This is a genomic window from Nocardioides sp. AN3 (assembly GCF_054653495.1).
This window is the reverse complement of the sequence record NZ_BAAIGC010000007.1, coordinates 97,765-114,299: the sequence shown is the minus strand read 5'-3', so window position 1 is coordinate 114,299 and position 16,535 is coordinate 97,765. Positions and strand designations below refer to the sequence as shown.

The window sequence follows — 16,535 nt, the reverse complement described above, 5'->3', positions numbered from 1 at the left end:
TCCTTCTCCGGTCGTCCGGGCACAAAAAAACCTCTCGGGGTGCGAGAGGTCGGCGCGTCAGGGTCCTGACGCGCTAGCTAATGATCGTGCCCTGCTGCATGCGGCCATCATGCCACCCGCGGCTCGGGATGTGGACCGATGGTCTTGGCATGCGGTCAGCCGGCCAGCCCGGAGAACGGCGCGCCGCTCGCCGGCAGCCAGTCGGCACCTCGCGCCGCCATCGCCCCGAGCAGCCCGGCGAGGGCCACGACGACAGCGAGTGCGATCGCCCAGCTCCGCAGACCGGTCGCGAGCGGTCGGACGACGCGGTTGACCGGCGACCGGACCCGGGATCCGCCGGGCCCCCACCAGACGGAGCACGCGAAGATGAGGCCTGCGATGAGCAGCGTGACCGAGGCCGACGCCGCGACCGCGTAGCACAGCAGGATCGCCGCGACCGCGATCCCGAAGGCCCACAGGCCGAGCATCACGCTGGCCGGCAGCGACCGGACCAGACCCCAGGGGGCGCCGAGGACGAGTCGCGGGCCGTCGTGCCACTTCGCGCCGCGGAGCCGGCGCCGCTCCCCCACGGCCGAGGCGGCCAGCGAGCCGGTGCGCAGCAGCCAGGCGAGAACCAGGACGACGCCGAGCCCGGCCCCGGGGTACGCCGCGATGCCGCCCGCGGCCGCAAGCGCGGTCGCTCCGAGGAGGGCGAGGCGGCGGCCTCGCTCGGCGAGCCCAGGCGCCGTCGGACCGGCCGCCTGTGCGCCCGGGACCTCCCACGGCGCCGGCTCGACCCGCGTCACCGGCTCGGCCCACGGCTCTTGCTCCGCCCACGCCGCCGGCTCGGCCCGCGTGACCGGTTCCGCCCACGGCGCCGCCTCGGCCCACGGGGCCTGCTCCGCGCGCGTCACCGGCTCCGGCGGGTGCACGCCGTGCTCCGACTCGTCGCTGAAGAGCGAGAGTGGCATCGTCTCGGCGGTGAGGGGCGCGGGGGGCACTACGGGGACCGGCGGCACCGGCGCCGAGACGGCGAGCGCGACGGGGGCGGGGCCGCGCCCGCGCAGCCAGGTCAGCAGTTGGACGATGCTCGGCCGACGCTCCGGCGCGGGGCTGAGCGCTGCGTCGAGCACCTCGCGCAGCGGCGAGGGCACGCCGGTCAGGTCGTGCTCGCCGCGCCGGGCGCGGTCCATCACCGCCATGGACGGTCCGCGGCCGTACGGCGGGCGGCCGGTGGCGGCGTACGCGACCGTCGCCGCCCAGGCATGCACGTCGACCGCCGGCGTCGGCTCGTCGCCGTAGAGCACCTCGGGCGCCAGGTAGCCAGGCGTCCCCAGCAGCCAGCCCGTCTGAGTCAGCTTGGGGTCGTCCGCGACGCGCGCGAGCCCGAAGTCGATGAGGACCGGCGTCCGGCCCTCCATGAGGACGTTGGAGGGCTTGACGTCGCGATGCAGCACGCCCGCCTCGTGGACCGCCGCGATCCCCTCGAGGAGGCACCGGGCCAGCCAGGCGAGATCCTCGCCGCGCACGGGGCCTTCACGGACGACCTCGTCGTGCAGCGAGAGCCCGGGGACGTAGCGGGTGGCGATGTAGGGCACCGGCGCCCACGGGTCGGCGTCGATGATCTCGGCCACCCAGCGGCTCCGGACCCGTCGGAGCGAGGCGACCTCGCGGGCCAGGCGGGCACGTGTCTCGTCGTCGCCGACGACCTGCGGCCGGAGGATCTTGAGCGCGACGCGCTGGCCGTCGCTGCGACGGGCCAGATGGACGACGCCCATCCCGCCCTCACCGAGCGACGCGAGCAGCGTGTAGCCGCCGATGGTCCGCGGACCCCCGGCCTCGCTGCCCGGTCTCGGGACTCGCTCGCGCGGCGCTGTCGTCACGGATCCGACCCTAACCTCCCGATCGCCGAGCCTCGGGTTGTCGTCCCTCGAACCGCGGGTTGCTGCTGGCTGAGACCAGCAGCAACCCGCGGCTCGGGGACGGTTACACGATCCGGTGCATCCAGCCGAACGTGTCGTCGGCCCGGCCGAGCTGGATGTCGACGAGGTGCTGCCGGATGGTGGCACCGACCTGGCCGGCGGGCGAGGTGACCGAGCCGCCGTCCCAGACCAGCTCGCCGACCGGGGTGACGACGGCGGCGGTGCCGCAGGCGAAGACCTCGACGATCTCCCCGGAGGCGACGCCGGACTTCCACTCGTCGATCGAGAAGCGGCGCTCCTCGACGGCGTGGCCGAGCTTGCCGGCCAGCTCCACGATGGAGGCACGCGTGATGCCTTCGAGGATCGTGCCGGTCAGCGCGGGCGTGACGATGTGGCCGTCGGCGTAGACGAAGTAGAGGTTCATGCCGCCGAGCTCCTCGACGTACTTCCCCTCCGACGCGTCCAGGAAGACGACCTGGTCGCAGCCCTGGTCGTAGGCCTCCTGCTGCGCGACCAGCGACGAGGCGTAGTTGCCGCCCGTCTTCGCCGCACCCATCCCTCCGCGGCCGGCGCGGGTGTACTCCTCGGTCAGCCAGATCCGGACCGGCTTGACGCCGCCCTTGAAGTAGGAGCCGGCGGGCGAGGCGATCACCATGAACGTCACGTGCTGTGAGGGCCGCACGCCGAGGAACGCCTCGGAGGCGAACATGAACGGACGCAGGTAGAGCGACTTCTCGCTCCCCTCCGACGACTCAGGCACCCACCGGGCGTCGACCTTGACGAGCTCGTCGACGGCCTGGACGAAGTCCTCCTCGGGCAGCACCGGCAGCGCGAGCCGGTGGCTCGAGCGCGCCATGCGCGCGGCGTTGGCCTCCGGGCGGAAGGACCAGACCGACCCGTCCGGGTGGCGGTAGGCCTTCATGCCCTCGAACGTCTCCTGCGCGTAGTGCAGGACGGCGGTGGCGGGGTCGAGCGAGATGGGGCCGTAGGGCTCGATGCGGGCCGCGTGCCAGCCCTTCTCGGGCGTCCACTCGACGGTGAGCATGTGATCGGTGAAGTGCTGGCCGAACCCCGGGTCCGCGAGGATCTCGGCAAGGCGCTCGTCACTGGCCTTGTGGGCGGAGAGCGAAGTGTGGATGTCCATGGACATGAGGCTAGTCCTCCCTCCCGCCCAGCGGGACAGGTCGGTGGTCGGTCAGATGCGGGCGGCGATCGCGTCGCCGACCTCAGCGGTACGCCGCACGGCGCTGCCGCGCTCAGTGAGGTCGGCGAGCACAGCGGCGTCGATGCGCGCAGCCGCGTCGGCGTGCCCGAGGTGGTCGAGGAGCAGCGCCGCAGACAGGATCGCGGCGGTCGGGTCGGCCTTCTGCTGGCCGGCGATGTCGGGCGCGGAGCCGTGGACCGGCTCGAACATCGACGGGAACGTGCGGTCGGGGTTGACGTTGCCCGATGCGGCCAGGCCGATGCCGCCGGTGATCGCGGCGGCGAGGTCGGTGATGATGTCGCCGAAGATGTTGTCGGTGACGATGACGTCGAAGCGTGCGGGGTCGGTCGCCATGAAGATCATGACGGCGTCGATGTGCAGGTAGTCGACGGCGACGTCGGGATACTCATGGGCCACCTCCTGCGTGATGCGCCACCACAGGGACCCGGCGTTGACGAGCACGTTGGTCTTGTGGACCAGCGTGAGCTTCTTGCGCCGCCGCTGGGCGCGGTTGAAGGCGTCACGGACGACGCGCTCGACGCCGTACGCCGTGTTGATCGAGACCTCGGTCGCGACCTCGGCGGGCGTGCCGGTCCGCATCGAGCCGCCGTTGCCGACGTAGAGGCCCTCGGTGCCCTCGCGGACGACGACGAAGTCGATCTCGCCCTTGCCCAGGACCGCGTCGGAGAGCGGCGATACGGCGCCGGGGAACAGCTTGGACGGCCGCAGGTTGACGTAGTGGTCGAGCTCGAAGCGGAGCTTGAGCAGCAGCCCGCGCTCGAGGATGCCCGGCGGCAGGTTCGGGTCGTTGGGCTTGCCGCCGACCGCGCCCAGCAGGATCGCGTCGTGCTCCTTGATCTCGGCCAGCACCGAGTCGGGCAGGACCTCGCCGGTCGCGAGGTAGCGCTCCGCGCCGAGGTCGTAGCGCGTCTGCTCGAACTTCACCGGCGAGGCGGCCTCGAGGACCTTGAGGGCCTCATCGGTCACCTCGGGGCCGATCCCGTCACCGGGGATGACAGCAAGACGCAGGGGGGTCGTGGGCTCAGTCACGGCAGGGACTCTAGTTGTCGTCGGGGCGCTCGTCGGCAGTGTCCCGACGGTCGAGAGCGTCTTCGATGGCACGTTGGCCGAACGGGTTCTCGGGATCGCGGTTGGCGGGACCCCATTCGAGGGTCCTGATGAGCGTCTGCAGAGGCATGGCGGTGCTCCTTCGGGCTTCACGAGGGGACGGATCGAGAAGCCAGCGGGCTCGTTCGGGGACGAGCACGACCACCGCGACGGGGTGGCCTCTCAGACGTGTGTCCGGGCCCCGCCGCGGCGCCGAATTACGAGAAGCGTCCGCATGGTGCCTCACAGGGTAGCGGCCGACGCTTGGCGCGTCAGCACTCCTCGCCGATCCTTCCGTCATCCGAGACGCGGTCCGCCGCGTGAAAGACTCGCGACCATGAGCGCCCCGCCAGAGCTTCCCGAGATCGTCACCCGGGCCTTCGACGTCTCCCGTCGGGCCGGGTATGTCTCGTTCTGCCGCAACGAGACCGGCCGGCTGCTCGCGACGCTCGCAGCGACCCGGAGCGGGACGATGGCCGAGTTCGGCACCGGCACGGGCGTGGGCACGGCGTGGTTGCGCTCCGGCGTACGCCGCCCCGACGTCCGGATCGTCACCGCCGAGCGCGACACCAGGCTGGCCTCGGCCGCGGCCGAGATCTTCACCGCCGACCCGCAGGTCGAGGTGCTCGCCGCCGACTGGTCGACGCTCCTCGACCAAGGCCCGTTCTCGCTGCTCTTCCTCGACTCCGGCCAGCCCCAGGAGGTGGGGGTCGAGCGGATCGTCGACCTGGTCGACGACGGCGGCATCGTCGTGCTCGACGACTTCACGCCGAGTGAGACCTGGCCCCCGATCACCTACGGCCGCGTCGACACGCTCCGGGAGCAGTGGCTCACCGACGAGCGCTTCACCGCCGTCGAGGTGATGGTCGCCGCGGACGCGTCCGTCATCATCGCGACCAAGCACTGACGCCGGTCTCGATACGCCCTCGCCGCTCAGGCTGCGATCGCGCCCCGGAACAGCAGGTCCATGACGGCCCGCACCTCGTCCTGGAGACGGTCGAGGGCCGTCTGGTCGCCGGCCGTGTAGCCGAGCAGTGCCTGCTGGAAGAGCCCGTCGAGCAGTCCGTAGGCCAGCGCCGACGTGGTGGTGACCGGGGCGCCGAGGAGGTCGGCGTACCGCGTGATCACCCGCCAGACCATCTGCTCCAGCGTCCGGTCGATGGTCGTCACGGCCTCGCGCAGACTCTCCTCGAACATGCTCTGGGAGCGCAGGTCATACCAGAGGCGGTGCATCGGCGCCTCCTCGACGATCGTCTCGGCCAGCTTCGCCGCGAAGCCGTCGAGCAGCTCGTCGGCGGTCGCGGACCGCTCGACGACCTCGTCGTAGCGGTGCACGCAGCGCGCCTTGTAGTAGCGGACGCAGAAGATGATCAGCTCGAGCTTGTCGGAGAAGTAGTAGTGGAGCACGCCGTGGCTGAACTCGGAGTGGCTGGCGATCTCGCGCAGGCTGGTCCGCGCATAGCCCAGCTCTCCCAGTGTCACGAGCGCCGACTCCGCCAGCTCGCGCCGACGCTCGTCGAACTTGTCCGCCGGTCGGCGGCCGGCCTTGGACGTCATTCGCATGCCTCCCAACGGACCAGGGCGATCCTCCGATTGGACAATTGTCCAGATGGTGCTTGACGGTTGTCCAGAGGAATTCGGACAATCGTCACCAAGGGTTTTCCCCACCCGGCCGTTTGTCACACACAGAGCCCGTCCTCCTCCCCCCACTGGAGACACACTGTGAAACTGGTCGACTGCTTGGACCTCGGCGCCGCCCTGGTCCCGGCCGCACCATGCCTGGTGACGGAGAATGCCACCCTGAGCTATGCGGAGGTCCAGGGGCTCAGCCGCAGTGTCGCCGCCTCGCTCGGGGCCTGCGGCGCCGGCGGGGCCACCGTCGGCATCGTGTCGGCGAACGACCCGATGGCCTTGACGTGCCTCTTCGGCGCAAGCCGCGCAGGGGCGGCGTGGGTCCTCGTCGACCCCGCGCAGGTCGGAGCCGACGAGCTCGTCGAGGAACTGAGCGCCTGCTCCGTGCTGCTCTTCCACGCGGCCGACGCGGGGCTGGTGCTCGAGGCGCAGCTCAGGCTTCCGCGCGCGCACACGCTGGTCTGCCTCGACGGCCGGCTCGCGGGCGCCCTGCTCGAGGGTGCACGGGGCAAGCGCGCACTGGGCTGGGGCGAATTCCTAGCCGGCGGGATGACCAGGACGGCCTTCATGCCGGTCGGGCCGTCGCCGATCGCCTCGAGCGACGTTCGGGCCAGCGACGAGCGCCCCGTCTTCTTGGCGGTCGGACCGCTGAGCGAGGAGACCGCGAGCCAGTGGCAGCCGGTCCTCGCCCAAGGCGGCCGCATCGTGATGAGGACGCCGGAGCCGGCACTCGCCGCGGAGAGCCGGCTCGAGGCCTGAGCGGCGTCAGGCCTCGAACAGGGACTGCCCGACGTACTCCCCCGGGCGTATGCCCGCGGGCACGGCGAACAGCGCCGACCCGGTGACCTGGAGATACTCCATCATCGCGTCGTGCGCGGCCATCCTGGTCTGGAGCGGCACGAAGTGGGTGTCGGGGTTGCGCAGGTAGGCGAGGAAGAACAGCCCGGCGTCCAGGCCGCCCAGGTCGGTCGAGCCGTCGACGAAGTTGTAGCCGCGCCGCAGGATCCGGACCCCGTCGTTGAAGTCGGGGTGGACCAGGCGCACGTGGGAGTCGGCCGGGATCACCGGACCGTCGTGGCCGGGCATGTCGAAGTCGGGCCGCGTCTGCTCGGTGCCGCCCGACAGCGGGGCGCCGGTGTCCTTCGTCCGCCCGACGAACCCCTCTTGGTCCTCCAGCGGCTGGCGGTCCCACACCTCGATGCGCATGTTGATCCGCCGCGCGACCAGGTACGAGCCGCCGGCGAGCCACTCGGCCTTCGCGTCGTCTCCGGAGGCCACCCAGATGTGCTCGTCGAGCGCCGTGGTCTCCTCCGCCTTCACGTTGGCGGTGCCGTCCTTGAAGCCGAACAGGTTGCGCGGCGTGTCCTGGCTGACCGACGTGGTCGAGGTGCGACCGAACCCGAGCTGGCTCCAGCGCACCGACGCGGTGCCGAAGGCGATCCGGGCCAGGTTGCGGATCGCGTGCACAGCGACCTGCGGGTCGTCGGCGCAGGCCTGGACGCAGAGGTCGCCTCCGGAGCGCTGCGGCACCAGCATGTCGCCGGGGAAGTGCGGCAGCATCCTGAGCGCGGCCGGCTGCCGCGCCGCCAGCCCGAACCGGTCCTTGCCGTCGACAGTGCGGAAGAGCCCAGGCCCGAAGCCGAACGTGATCGTCAGACCGCTCGGCGACAGGCCTATCGCCTCGCCGGTGTCGTCGGGCGGCAGGTTGCTCGCGCCCTGCGTCGGCCCGATCGGCCCGGCCCCCTCGCCCTTGGTCATCCGCTCGGCGGCGTCCGTCCACGCCTTCAGCATCGCGACGAGCTCGTCGCGCGAGTCCGTGGTGACGTCGAACGCCGCGAAGTGCAGTCGGTCCTGGGCCGGCGTGACGATCCCGGCCTGGTGTGTCCCGCGGAAGGCGTAGGCCTTCGGTCCGTTCGCCGGCGCCGGCGCCTCGTCGGCACTCGCCCGCCCCGCGACGAACGCTCCCGCCACGCCGGCCACGGCGACCCCGCCCCCGAGCAGCCCGCGACGAGACAGGTCCGTCATGACAGGACCGCCGCCGTCAGCCGCGAGAGCGGTTCCGAGAGGGCGTTGACGGCGTCGGCGAGCGCCTTCTTGTCGACGTCGCCGACCTTGTCGTAGGAGACGAAGCCGTCACCCGAGCGCTGCTTGTCGAGGAGCGCCTGGAGTGCCGCGAAGCGCCTGTCGAGCTGCTGGGCGAGGGCGGGGTCCTTCGTCTCGACGATGGGCTTCACGCCCTCCCAGCCGACACGGGCGCCGTCGACGTTGGCCTGGAAGTCCCACAGGTCGGTGTGCGACCAGATCTCCTCCTCGCCGGTGACCTTGCCGTTCGCGACCTCCTCGAGGAGCCCGCGTGACCCGTTGGTGATCTGGTCGACGGTGTAGGTCAGGGCGCCGATCCGGGTGTCGAGGGTGGTGACGTTGGCGAGCAGGTCGTCGGCGTACGCCGCCCGCCGCTGCGGCGTGAGCGCCCGGTAGCCCGCCGGCGGCCAGAGGTCCTTCTCGAGGCGATGCCAGCCGGTCCACCTCTGCCCAGGCTCCAGGTCGGCCTCGCGGGCGTCGGTCTTCGGGTCGAGGTCACCGAAGGACTCCGCGACCGTCTCGATGCGCTCCCAGTGGGTGCGCGCCCGCGGATAGAGCGCGCGGGCGGCGTCGTCCTTGCCGGCCTTGTAGAGCGCGACGAACCTTTGGGTGGCACCCATGAGCTGATCGGACTGGTCGTTGACATAGGCCTTGTAGTGGGCGAGCGCAGTGGCGACCTGCTGCTGCTCGTCAGCGGAGGCGCTCGGCGCGTCACCGGACTGCTTGACCGTGAAGTCGGTCCGGATCCCGTCGCCGGTCATGCCCGGCTTGCACGCCGTGACGTAGCGGCCGGCGGGAGCGTTGAGGGTCAGCTTGCGGCTGATGCCCGGCCCGATGTTCTCGATCTCGGCCTTGATCGTGAGCCCGTCGGAGCCGAGCAGGTAGAACTCCGTCACCTCCGAGCCCATGTTGGTGACGTCGAAGGTGAGGGTGCCCGCCGGTGCACTCGTCGCGGAGAGCGTGCAGGCGTCGGCCGAGGACTCGACCGTGAGGCTGCGCGGGTCGCCGTTGTCAGCACCGGCGGTGGTGCCGTTCTGCGTGCAGGCCGCGAGCAGCGGCACGGCCGCGAGTGCGGAGGCGGTCAGGAGGAGGGCAGGCGTGCGCATGGGCTCGGTCCTTCGAGTCAGTGGCGCGTGGGGCGCCGGCCGGACTGGCGGTCAGTGATGGGTGGCGACGCGCGAGCCGCTCGGCTCGGCGGCACGTCGCTGCGCCTGGGTGGAGCGGCGCTTGCGAGAGAAGAACAAGAGCATGACCGGGACGACGTAGACCAGCCACACCGACGCCTCGAGCGTCGTGGTGACCGGCGAGAAGTTGAAGACGCCCTTGAGGATCGTGGCGTACCACGCGTTCGGGTCGATCGTGCCTGACACGTCGAAGGCGACCGTGTGCAGGCCGGGGAGGATCCGCGCCTCCTGCAGGTCGTGCACCCCGTAGGACAACACGCCCGCGGCGACCAGGATCAGGAAGGCGCCGGTCCAGGCGAAGAAGGTGGTCAGGTTGATCGCGACGGCGCCGCGGTAGATCAGGTAGCCGAGGACGACGGCCGTGCCCAGCCCGAGGACGGCGCCGAGCAACGGCTCCCAGGTGGGGGTGAGGGAGCCGACGCTCTCACGGGTCCCCGCCTTCGTCGCGGCCCACAGGAACAGAGCCGTCTCGAGGCCCTCGCGGCCGACGGCCAGCGTGGCGACGACCACCAGCGACCAGCGGCTGCCCTCGGCGGCCTTCTCGATGGCACCGCGCAGCTCGCCGCCCAGCCCGCGGGCGGCCCGGGCCATCCAGAAGATCATCCACGTGACGAACCCGACCGCGACGATCGAGAGCGAGCCGCCGATGGCCTCCTGGGCCTCGAAGGTGAGCCCGCTCGGTCCCCACGTGAGCAGCGCGCCGAAGGCGAGGGAGACGAGCACGGCGAGGCTGACGCCCGCCCAGATCCGCTTGAGGAGCTGAGTGCGGCCGGTCTTGACGAGGTAGGCGACCAGGATGCTGACGACGAGCGCAGCCTCCAGACCCTCCCGCAAACCGATCAGGTAGTTCGCAACCACGGATCGGATACTACACGAGAACTTAGGTTTGCCTCACCATACTGAGGGTTGCCTCACTCGGCGGGCCACACAGGGCGTCAGATCGCGCAGCCGTCCGGGCCGCAGACGCCGTCGGCAGCGCCCTCCCCCACCAGCTCGACGATCGGGTGAGACTCCCGCCATGCCCGCTCGAGCAGCTGACCGAAGAGCTCGGTCGGCTGGGCGCCTGAGACGCCGTACTTCTCGTCGATGACGAAGAACGGCACGCCGTTGGCGCCGTACGCCCGGGCCTGCTCGACGTCGGCTCGTACGTCGGCCGCGAACTCGTCGCCGGCCAGGACCTCGTCGACCCGGTGCGCGGGCAGGCCTGCGCCCACCGCGAGCTCACGCAGCGTCGCGTGGTCGGCGATGTTGCGCGCCTCGGAGAAGTTGGCCCGCAGGAAGGCCTCCTTCAGCTCGCCCTGGCGGCCGGCCTCCTTGGCCAGGTGCAGGAGGCGGTGGGCGTCGAACGTGTTCGCGTGGACCGTCTCGTCGTGGCGCCACGCCATGCCCTCGACGACGGCGAGCTCGGTGACGCGCGCCTGCATCTGAGCGGCCTCGGCGGGGCTGACGCCGTACTTGGTGGACAGCATCTGCTGCGCGGTCTCGGTCGGGTGGGTCGGCGCGCTCGGGTCGAGCTGGAAGGAGCGGTAGACGAGCTCCACGTCGTCGCGGTGCTCGAAGTCGGCCAGCGCCGTCTCCAGGCGGCGCTTGCCGATGTAGCACCACGGGCAGGCGATGTCGGACCAGATGTCGATGCGCACGGTGACCGAACGCCGAAGCACGCCGGGGATGTTCCCGGGGTCGGGTGACCGGACGCAGATGTTCAAGGGGGCAGGCCTCTCGCCGCGGCGAGAGGCCTGCCCCCTTGAACATCTGCGTCCGGTCACCCGGGCATTCTCAGCGCGTGGCGGTGCCCTCGGTGTAGTCGGTGTCGTGCGACTTCACCCAGGCCATGAGCTTGCGCAGCTCGCGGCCGGTCTCCTCGATCGGGTGCTTCTCGCCCTTCTCGCGCAGCGCCTTGAACTCGGGCGCACCGGCGTCCTGGTCGGCGATGAAGCGCTTGGCGAACTCGCCGTTCTGGATGTCGGCGAGGACGGCCTGCATGTTCTCCTTGACGCGCGGGTCGATGACACGCGGGCCGGAGACGTAGTCGCCGTACTCAGCGGTGTCGGAGACCGACCAGCGCTGCTTGGCGATGCCGCCCTCATACATCAGGTCGACGATGAGCTTGAGCTCGTGGAGGACCTCGAAGTAGGCGACCTCGGGCTGGTAGCCGGCCTCGGTGAGGGTCTCGAAGCCATACATGATCAGCTGCGAGGCGCCGCCGCACAGGACCGCCTGCTCGCCGAACAGGTCGGTCTCGGTCTCCTCGGTGAAGGTGGTCTTGATGCCGCCGGCACGCAGGCCGCCGATGCCCTTGGCCCACGACAGCGCCAGGTCCCACGCCTTGCCGGAGGCGTCCTTCTCCACGGCCACGAGCACCGGGACGCCGCGGCCGTCGACGAACTCACGACGGACCAGGTGGCCGGGGCCCTTCGGGGCGACCATGAAGACGTCGACGCCCTCGGGCGGGGTGATGTAGCCGAAGCGGATGTTGAAGCCGTGACCGAAGCCGAGCGCCTTGCCCGGGGTCATGTGCTGGGCGATCTCGTCGGCGTACAGCTTCCGCTGGTGCTGGTCGGGCGCCAGGATCATGACGACGTCGGCCCACTCGGCGGCCTCGGCCGGAGTGACGACCGTCAGGCCCTCGGCCTCGGCCTTGGGGGCGCTCTTCGAGCCCGGCTGCAGGCCGATGCGGACCTCGACACCGGAGTCGCGCAGCGACAGCGAGTGCGCGTGGCCCTGGCTGCCGTAACCGATGACCGCGACCTTCTTGCTCTGGATCAGAGACAGGTCGGCGTCGTCGTCGTAGAACATCTCAGCCACGTTCGGGCTCTCCTTCTGGTTTGTTTCTCGCCTCGGACGAGGCTAGCGGGATGGGGATGCTTCGGGTGCGGCGGCCCAGCTGGCGGGCAGGTCCACCGGCCCGGACCGGAAGCGGGCCGGTGGGGCCGGCTCAGCTGGCCGCGGGCGGAGCGGGGACGGCGACCGGGCGGGCCGAGCGCTCCGAGATGGAGCGCGAGCCGCGGCCGATCGCGACCATGCCCGACTGCACGAGCTCGCGGATGCCGAACGGCTCCAGCACGCGCAGGAAGTCGGTCAGCTTGCCGCTGTTGCCGGTGATCTGGATCGTGACGGCGTCGGTGGAGATGTCGACCGCCTTCGCGCGGAAGAGCTGCACCGCGTCGAGGACCTGACCGCGGGTCTCCGCCGTCGCGCCCACCTTGACCAGCATGAGCTCGCGATGGACGGCGTGGCCCTGCTCGAGCTCGACGATCTTGATGACCTCGACGAGCTTGTTGAGCTGCTTGGTGACCTGCTCGAGCGGGGTGTCCTCGACGTTGACCACGATGGTCATGCGCGAGATGCCGTCGTGCTCGGTCGGGCCGACCGCGAGCGACTCGATGTTGAAGCCGCGGCGGCTGAACAGGCCCGCGATGCGGGCCAGGACGCCGGGGCGGTCCTCGACGAGGACCGAGAGGGTGTGCTTGCCGCTGCTGAGCTCGGCCATCAGATGTCGTCCTCATCGAACTTGGGCGCGAGGTCGCGCGCGTACTGGATCTCGTCGTTGCTGGCGCCGCCGGCGATCATCGGCCACACCATGGCGTCCTTGTGGACGCGGAAGTCGACCACGACCGGCACGTCATTGATCTCCATCGCCTTCTTGATGGTCGCATCGACGTCGGCGGCCGACTCGCATGAGAGCCCGACGCAGCCGTAGGCCTCCGCGAGCTTCGGGAAGTCGGGGATCCGGACAGGGCCGCCGTGCTTCTGCAGGTCGGTGTTGGAGTAGCGCTCGTTGTAGAAGAGCGTCTGCCACTGCCGGACCATGCCCAGGTTGTCGTTGTTGATGATGGCGACCTTGATCGGGATGCTCTCGATGGCGCAGGTGGCGAGCTCCTGGTTGGTCATCTGGAAGCAGCCGTCGCCGTCGATGGCCCACACGGTGGCGTCCGGCCGGCCGACCTTGGCGCCCATGGCCGCCGGGACGGAGTAGCCCATCGTGCCGGCGCCGCCGGAGTTGAGCCAGGTGTTCGGGTGCTCGTAGCCGACGAACTGCGCCGCCCACATCTGGTGCTGGCCGACGCCCGCGACGTAGATGGCCTCCGGGCCGGCGATCTGGCCGAGCCGCTCGATGACGTACTGCGGCGCGAGCCCGTCGGCCGGCGTGTCGTAGCCGAGCGGGTAGCTCTCCTTGATCCCGGCGCAGTAGGCCACCCAGGACTCGTAGTCGCCCTCCCGGCCGGCGGCCTTCTCGGCCTCGAGGACGGCGAGGAGGTCGGTGAGGACCTCGCGGATGTCGCCCACGATCGGGACGTCGGCGTGCCGGTTCTTGCCGATCTCGGCCGGGTCGATGTCGGCGTGGATGACCGCGGCACCGGGGGCGAACGTGGACAGGTCACCGGTCACCCGGTCGTCGAAGCGAGCGCCGAGGCTGACGATGAGGTCGCTCTTCTGCAGGCCCGCGACCGCAGCGACGGAGCCGTGCATGCCCGGCATGCCGAGGTGCTGCGGATGGCTGTCGGGGAACGCTCCACGAGCCATCAGCGTGGTGACGACCGGGATGCCGGTCAGCTCGGCGAGCCGGCGCAGCTCTCGGTGGGCGCCGGCGCGGATCGTCCCGCCGCCGACGTAGAGCACCGGCTTGCGGCGCTCGAGCATGAGCCGTGCTGCCTCGCGGATCTGCTTCGCGTGCGGCTTCGTCACCGGTCGGTAGCCCGGGAGCTGCAGCTCGGTGGGCCACTGGAAGGTGGTCATCGCCTGCAGGGCGCTCTTGGCGACGTCGACCAGCACCGGGCCGGGGCGACCGGTCGAGGCGATGTGGAAGGCCTCCGCGATGCGCCGCGGGATGTCGGCCGGGTCGGTCACCAGGAAGTTGTGCTTGGTGATCGGCATCGTGATGCCGCGGATGTCGGCCTCCTGGAAGGCGTCCGTGCCGATCAGGCTCGCCGGCACCTGGCCCGTGATCGCGACCATCGGCACGGAGTCCATGTAGGCATCTGCGATCGGCGTGACGAGGTTGGTGGCACCCGGACCCGACGTGGCCATGCAGACGCCGACCTTGCCGGTCGCCGAGGCATAACCCTCGGCAGCGTGCCCCGCGCCCTGCTCGTGCCGGACGAGGATGTGGCGCACCTTCGTGGAGTCCATCAGAGGGTCGTACGCCGGGAGGATCGCGCCACCCGGAATCCCGAAGACGTTCTCGGCACCCGCCGCCTCCAGCGACTTGACCAGGCTCTGTGCCCCGGTGATCTCACCCATGCTGTCGTTCCTCATTCCTGCTCTGATGCGTGTGCCTGACCGCTTGCAACAAAAAACCCCCCGGCCGGATGGCAGCGGAGGGGGACGCGTCGACTGATGCTCAGTGGGCGCGTCGCGTGCGTACGAGAATGTCCAGGCGCATGGCGGTCACGCTACTCGCAGACCTCGGATCCGTCATCCCGGCCCCCTCCAGGTCTCGCCATCTGAGACGCACGTCCCATCATCCGGCCTCCTGCGCCGCCCCGCTCAGCGCGCCTACTCATGGTCACCGTCACGGCCGAGCCACGTGGTGATGCAGGCCTTGTTGCCCTGGGCGTCGGCCAGCACCCAGAACCGCGGCGCCCGACCGTCGCTGACCAGCGTGCCGCCAGCCTCGATCGCCGACCGCACCCGCTGCTCGGCCAGCTCGGGCGGCACCCGGACGTCGAAGTGGAACCGCTGCCGCGGCGGCTCGTGCGGGTCGGTCTCCTGGAACCACAGCGTGGGGAGTCGGCCGTCGGGGTCGACGAGCTCGTCGCCGACGTCGGACAGCCCCAGGACCGCCGCCCAGAACGGCCTGATCTGCGCAGCGTCGGCGGTGTCCAGGCCGACCTCGACGACCTGGAGCGCCCCCACCTGCGCAGGTGCGCCGAGCCCGTCGGCGAGCTCGCTGATGATGCGCGCGAGGCGGACGTCGCGCTCGGTGACGCCGCCGGCGTCGTGACTGGTGAGCCGGACGTGGACGAACCCGTAGCGCAGGTCGATGTCCGGATGGTGGTCGGCCTTCTCGGCCTCCTTGGCGATCCGATCGACAAGGGCCATCCCGGTCCTGAAGCTGCCGGTGCGGAAGCGGGCGTGGAGGGCACCGAAGAGGAGCCTCCAGTCATCGAGCAGAGCCGCGGCGACGCCTTCACCGCCGAGAACCTGCTTGTCCGAGGCGGAGCGATCGTCGGTCATGGCAGCACCAGCTCTCCGATGGGCCCGGGGTTGTGGGCGACCTCCCAGCGGTATCCGTCCGGATCCGCGAAGTAACCGGTGTAGCCACCCCAGTCGCGCTTCTGTCCGTCATGGACCGGGTCTGCCCCGATGCCGCGCGCCGTGGCGAGCACGGCATCGACCTCAGCCGGCGTGCCGACGTTGTGGGCGAGGGTCACCGGCGGGACACCGCCGTCGCCCTCGTTGATCGGGCCGACCTCGGCCTCGAAGTGGGCGCGGTCCCAGAGGCTGAGCACCACGTGCTCCCCGACCCGGATCATGAGGACCTCGCCCGGCACGAAGAGCTCCTCGGACCAGCCGAGGCCCTCGACGTAGAACGTCCGGCTGCCGGCGACGTCTCGCACCGCGAGGGTCACGAAGCTGATCCGCTGGTCCATGCCACCACCTTCGCACCGACCTCCGACAGCGCGTCAAGCGGCGAGATCCAGGCCAGCCCAGGGCAGTCACGGGCAGCCAAGGGCAGCCGAGAGCAATCAGGGGCGAGTCAGCGCGCTCAACGCCGTCACCTGACGGCCATCGGCGTCGAAGTTGGCCGGGTCGAGCCACCGCTCGTGGGCGGCGCGGACCACGGGCCAGTCGGCGTCGGTGACTGAGAACCAGTCGGTGTCGCGGTTGCGGCCCTTCGTGATCATGTGGTGCCGGAACCGCCCCTCGTAGACGAACCCGAGCCGCGTCGCGGCCCGACGCGACGGCTCGTTGAGGCTGTCGCACTTCCACTCGAAGCGGCGGTAGCCCAGCTCCTCGAAGGCGTGCCGCATCAGCAGGTGGATCGCCTCGGTCGCCGCGCGGGTGCGCTGGAGCGCCTTCGCGAACAGCACCCCGCCGACCTCGACCTGACCGGTGCGCGGCTCGACCCGGAGGTACGACGCGAGGCCGGCGGGCAGGCCGGCGTACTCCCCCTCGGTGGGGACCAGCGCGAACGTCACGTCGCCAGGCGCCTCGAGGACGGCGGCGAGGTGCATCCACAGCTCGGCCAGCGTCGTCGGGCGGTCGACGGGCCGATAGGTCCAGAGGTCGCCGTCCTCGGGACGGCAGAGCGTCTTGAAGAGCTCGGCGTAGTGCGCGGAGCTGAGCGGCACGACGCGGACATAGCGCCCCGTGAGAGTGACCGGTTCGGGGCGGGCTCGAGGCTCCCACGCGGGAACGACATCGCCGACCGGCTGGCCGAACTCGTTGGTCTCGGGCATGGTCTCGGGCACGCGGCCGACC

General features: G+C 70.9%; 17 protein-coding genes. 2 read left to right on the top strand and 15 right to left on the bottom strand.

Going from position 1 to position 16,535, the window contains the following annotated elements; translation table 11 throughout:
- Nucleotides 1–155: 155 nt before the first annotated feature.
- The 4 genes from ACYQ1K_RS10620 to ACYQ1K_RS10605 form a co-directional block, all read right to left on the bottom strand.
- A complete protein-coding gene (locus ACYQ1K_RS10620) occupies nt 156–1,862 on the bottom strand; it encodes a serine/threonine-protein kinase (RefSeq protein WP_459982944.1) in 1,707 nt (568 codons plus the stop codon).
- Between the two features lie 103 nt (nt 1,863–1,965).
- The gene (locus tag ACYQ1K_RS10615) at nt 1,966–3,051 is read right to left on the bottom strand and encodes a branched-chain amino acid aminotransferase (RefSeq protein ID WP_459982943.1); all 1,086 of its coding nucleotides are present in this window, start codon (nt 3,049–3,051) and stop codon (nt 1,966–1,968) included.
- 45 nt (nt 3,052–3,096) lie between these two features.
- Complete coding sequence (locus ACYQ1K_RS10610; RefSeq protein ID WP_459982942.1) at nt 3,097–4,155, bottom strand: 3-isopropylmalate dehydrogenase; 1,059 nt, start codon at nt 4,153–4,155, stop codon at nt 3,097–3,099.
- Nucleotides 4,156–4,165: 10 nt separating this feature from the next.
- Nucleotides 4,166–4,303: a hypothetical protein gene (locus tag ACYQ1K_RS10605; RefSeq protein WP_459982941.1), complete on the bottom strand. Its 138-nt coding sequence runs from the start codon at nt 4,301–4,303 to the stop codon at nt 4,166–4,168.
- A gap of 246 nt (nt 4,304–4,549) precedes the next feature.
- Here ACYQ1K_RS10605 and ACYQ1K_RS10600 point away from each other — a divergent pair, with 246 nt between their 5' ends.
- The gene (locus ACYQ1K_RS10600) at nt 4,550–5,119 is read left to right on the top strand and encodes an O-methyltransferase (RefSeq protein WP_459982940.1); all 570 of its coding nucleotides are present in this window, start codon (nt 4,550–4,552) and stop codon (nt 5,117–5,119) included.
- A 26-nt stretch (nt 5,120–5,145) separates the two neighbouring features.
- Here ACYQ1K_RS10600 and ACYQ1K_RS10595 read toward each other — a convergent pair whose 3' ends face one another.
- Nucleotides 5,146–5,769 carry a TetR/AcrR family transcriptional regulator gene (locus ACYQ1K_RS10595; RefSeq protein WP_459982939.1) on the bottom strand — a complete coding sequence of 208 codons (624 nt, stop codon included), beginning with the start codon at nt 5,767–5,769 and terminating at the stop codon, nt 5,146–5,148.
- Nucleotides 5,770–5,934: 165 nt separating this feature from the next.
- Here ACYQ1K_RS10595 and ACYQ1K_RS10590 point away from each other — a divergent pair, with 165 nt between their 5' ends.
- Nucleotides 5,935–6,603, top strand: a complete 669-nt coding sequence (locus tag ACYQ1K_RS10590) for an AMP-binding protein (RefSeq protein ID WP_459982938.1) — start codon at nt 5,935–5,937, stop codon at nt 6,601–6,603.
- 6 nt (nt 6,604–6,609) lie between these two features.
- Here ACYQ1K_RS10590 and efeB read toward each other — a convergent pair whose 3' ends face one another.
- From efeB to ACYQ1K_RS10540, 10 genes are all read right to left on the bottom strand, one after another.
- Entirely contained in the window at nt 6,610–7,869 is a 1,260-nt protein-coding gene (gene efeB / locus ACYQ1K_RS10585; RefSeq protein ID WP_459982937.1) for an iron uptake transporter deferrochelatase/peroxidase subunit, read from the bottom strand.
- A complete protein-coding gene (efeO, locus tag ACYQ1K_RS10580; protein ID WP_459982936.1) occupies nt 7,866–9,032 on the bottom strand; it encodes an iron uptake system protein EfeO in 1,167 nt (388 codons plus the stop codon). Before efeO ends, efeB begins: the two co-directional genes overlap by 4 nt.
- A 51-nt stretch (nt 9,033–9,083) precedes the next feature.
- Nucleotides 9,084–9,968: an iron uptake transporter permease EfeU gene (efeU, locus tag ACYQ1K_RS10575; protein ID WP_459982935.1), complete on the bottom strand. Its 885-nt coding sequence runs from the start codon at nt 9,966–9,968 to the stop codon at nt 9,084–9,086.
- 77 nt (nt 9,969–10,045) lie between these two features.
- On the bottom strand, nt 10,046–10,771 hold the full coding sequence (locus tag ACYQ1K_RS10570; RefSeq protein WP_459982934.1) for a DsbA family oxidoreductase: 726 nt from the start codon (nt 10,769–10,771) through the stop codon (nt 10,046–10,048).
- Nucleotides 10,772–10,886: 115 nt separating this feature from the next.
- Complete coding sequence (gene ilvC, locus ACYQ1K_RS10565) at nt 10,887–11,915, bottom strand: ketol-acid reductoisomerase (protein WP_459982933.1); 1,029 nt, start codon at nt 11,913–11,915, stop codon at nt 10,887–10,889.
- A 130-nt stretch (nt 11,916–12,045) separates the two neighbouring features.
- Entirely contained in the window at nt 12,046–12,600 is a 555-nt protein-coding gene (ilvN, locus tag ACYQ1K_RS10560) for an acetolactate synthase small subunit (protein WP_459982932.1), read from the bottom strand.
- Nucleotides 12,600–14,351: an acetolactate synthase large subunit gene (locus tag ACYQ1K_RS10555; protein WP_459982931.1), complete on the bottom strand. Its 1,752-nt coding sequence runs from the start codon at nt 14,349–14,351 to the stop codon at nt 12,600–12,602. Before ACYQ1K_RS10555 ends, ilvN begins: the two co-directional genes overlap by 1 nt.
- Before the next feature lie 255 nt (nt 14,352–14,606).
- A complete protein-coding gene (locus tag ACYQ1K_RS10550; RefSeq protein WP_459982930.1) occupies nt 14,607–15,287 on the bottom strand; it encodes a 4a-hydroxytetrahydrobiopterin dehydratase in 681 nt (226 codons plus the stop codon).
- The gene (locus ACYQ1K_RS10545; RefSeq protein ID WP_459982929.1) at nt 15,284–15,703 is read right to left on the bottom strand and encodes a VOC family protein; all 420 of its coding nucleotides are present in this window, start codon (nt 15,701–15,703) and stop codon (nt 15,284–15,286) included. Before ACYQ1K_RS10545 ends, ACYQ1K_RS10550 begins: the two co-directional genes overlap by 4 nt.
- Nucleotides 15,704–15,799: 96 nt before the next feature.
- Nucleotides 15,800–16,525 carry a GNAT family N-acetyltransferase gene (locus tag ACYQ1K_RS10540; RefSeq protein WP_459982928.1) on the bottom strand — a complete coding sequence of 242 codons (726 nt, stop codon included), beginning with the start codon at nt 16,523–16,525 and terminating at the stop codon, nt 15,800–15,802.
- Between the last annotated feature and the right edge of the window lie 10 nt (nt 16,526–16,535).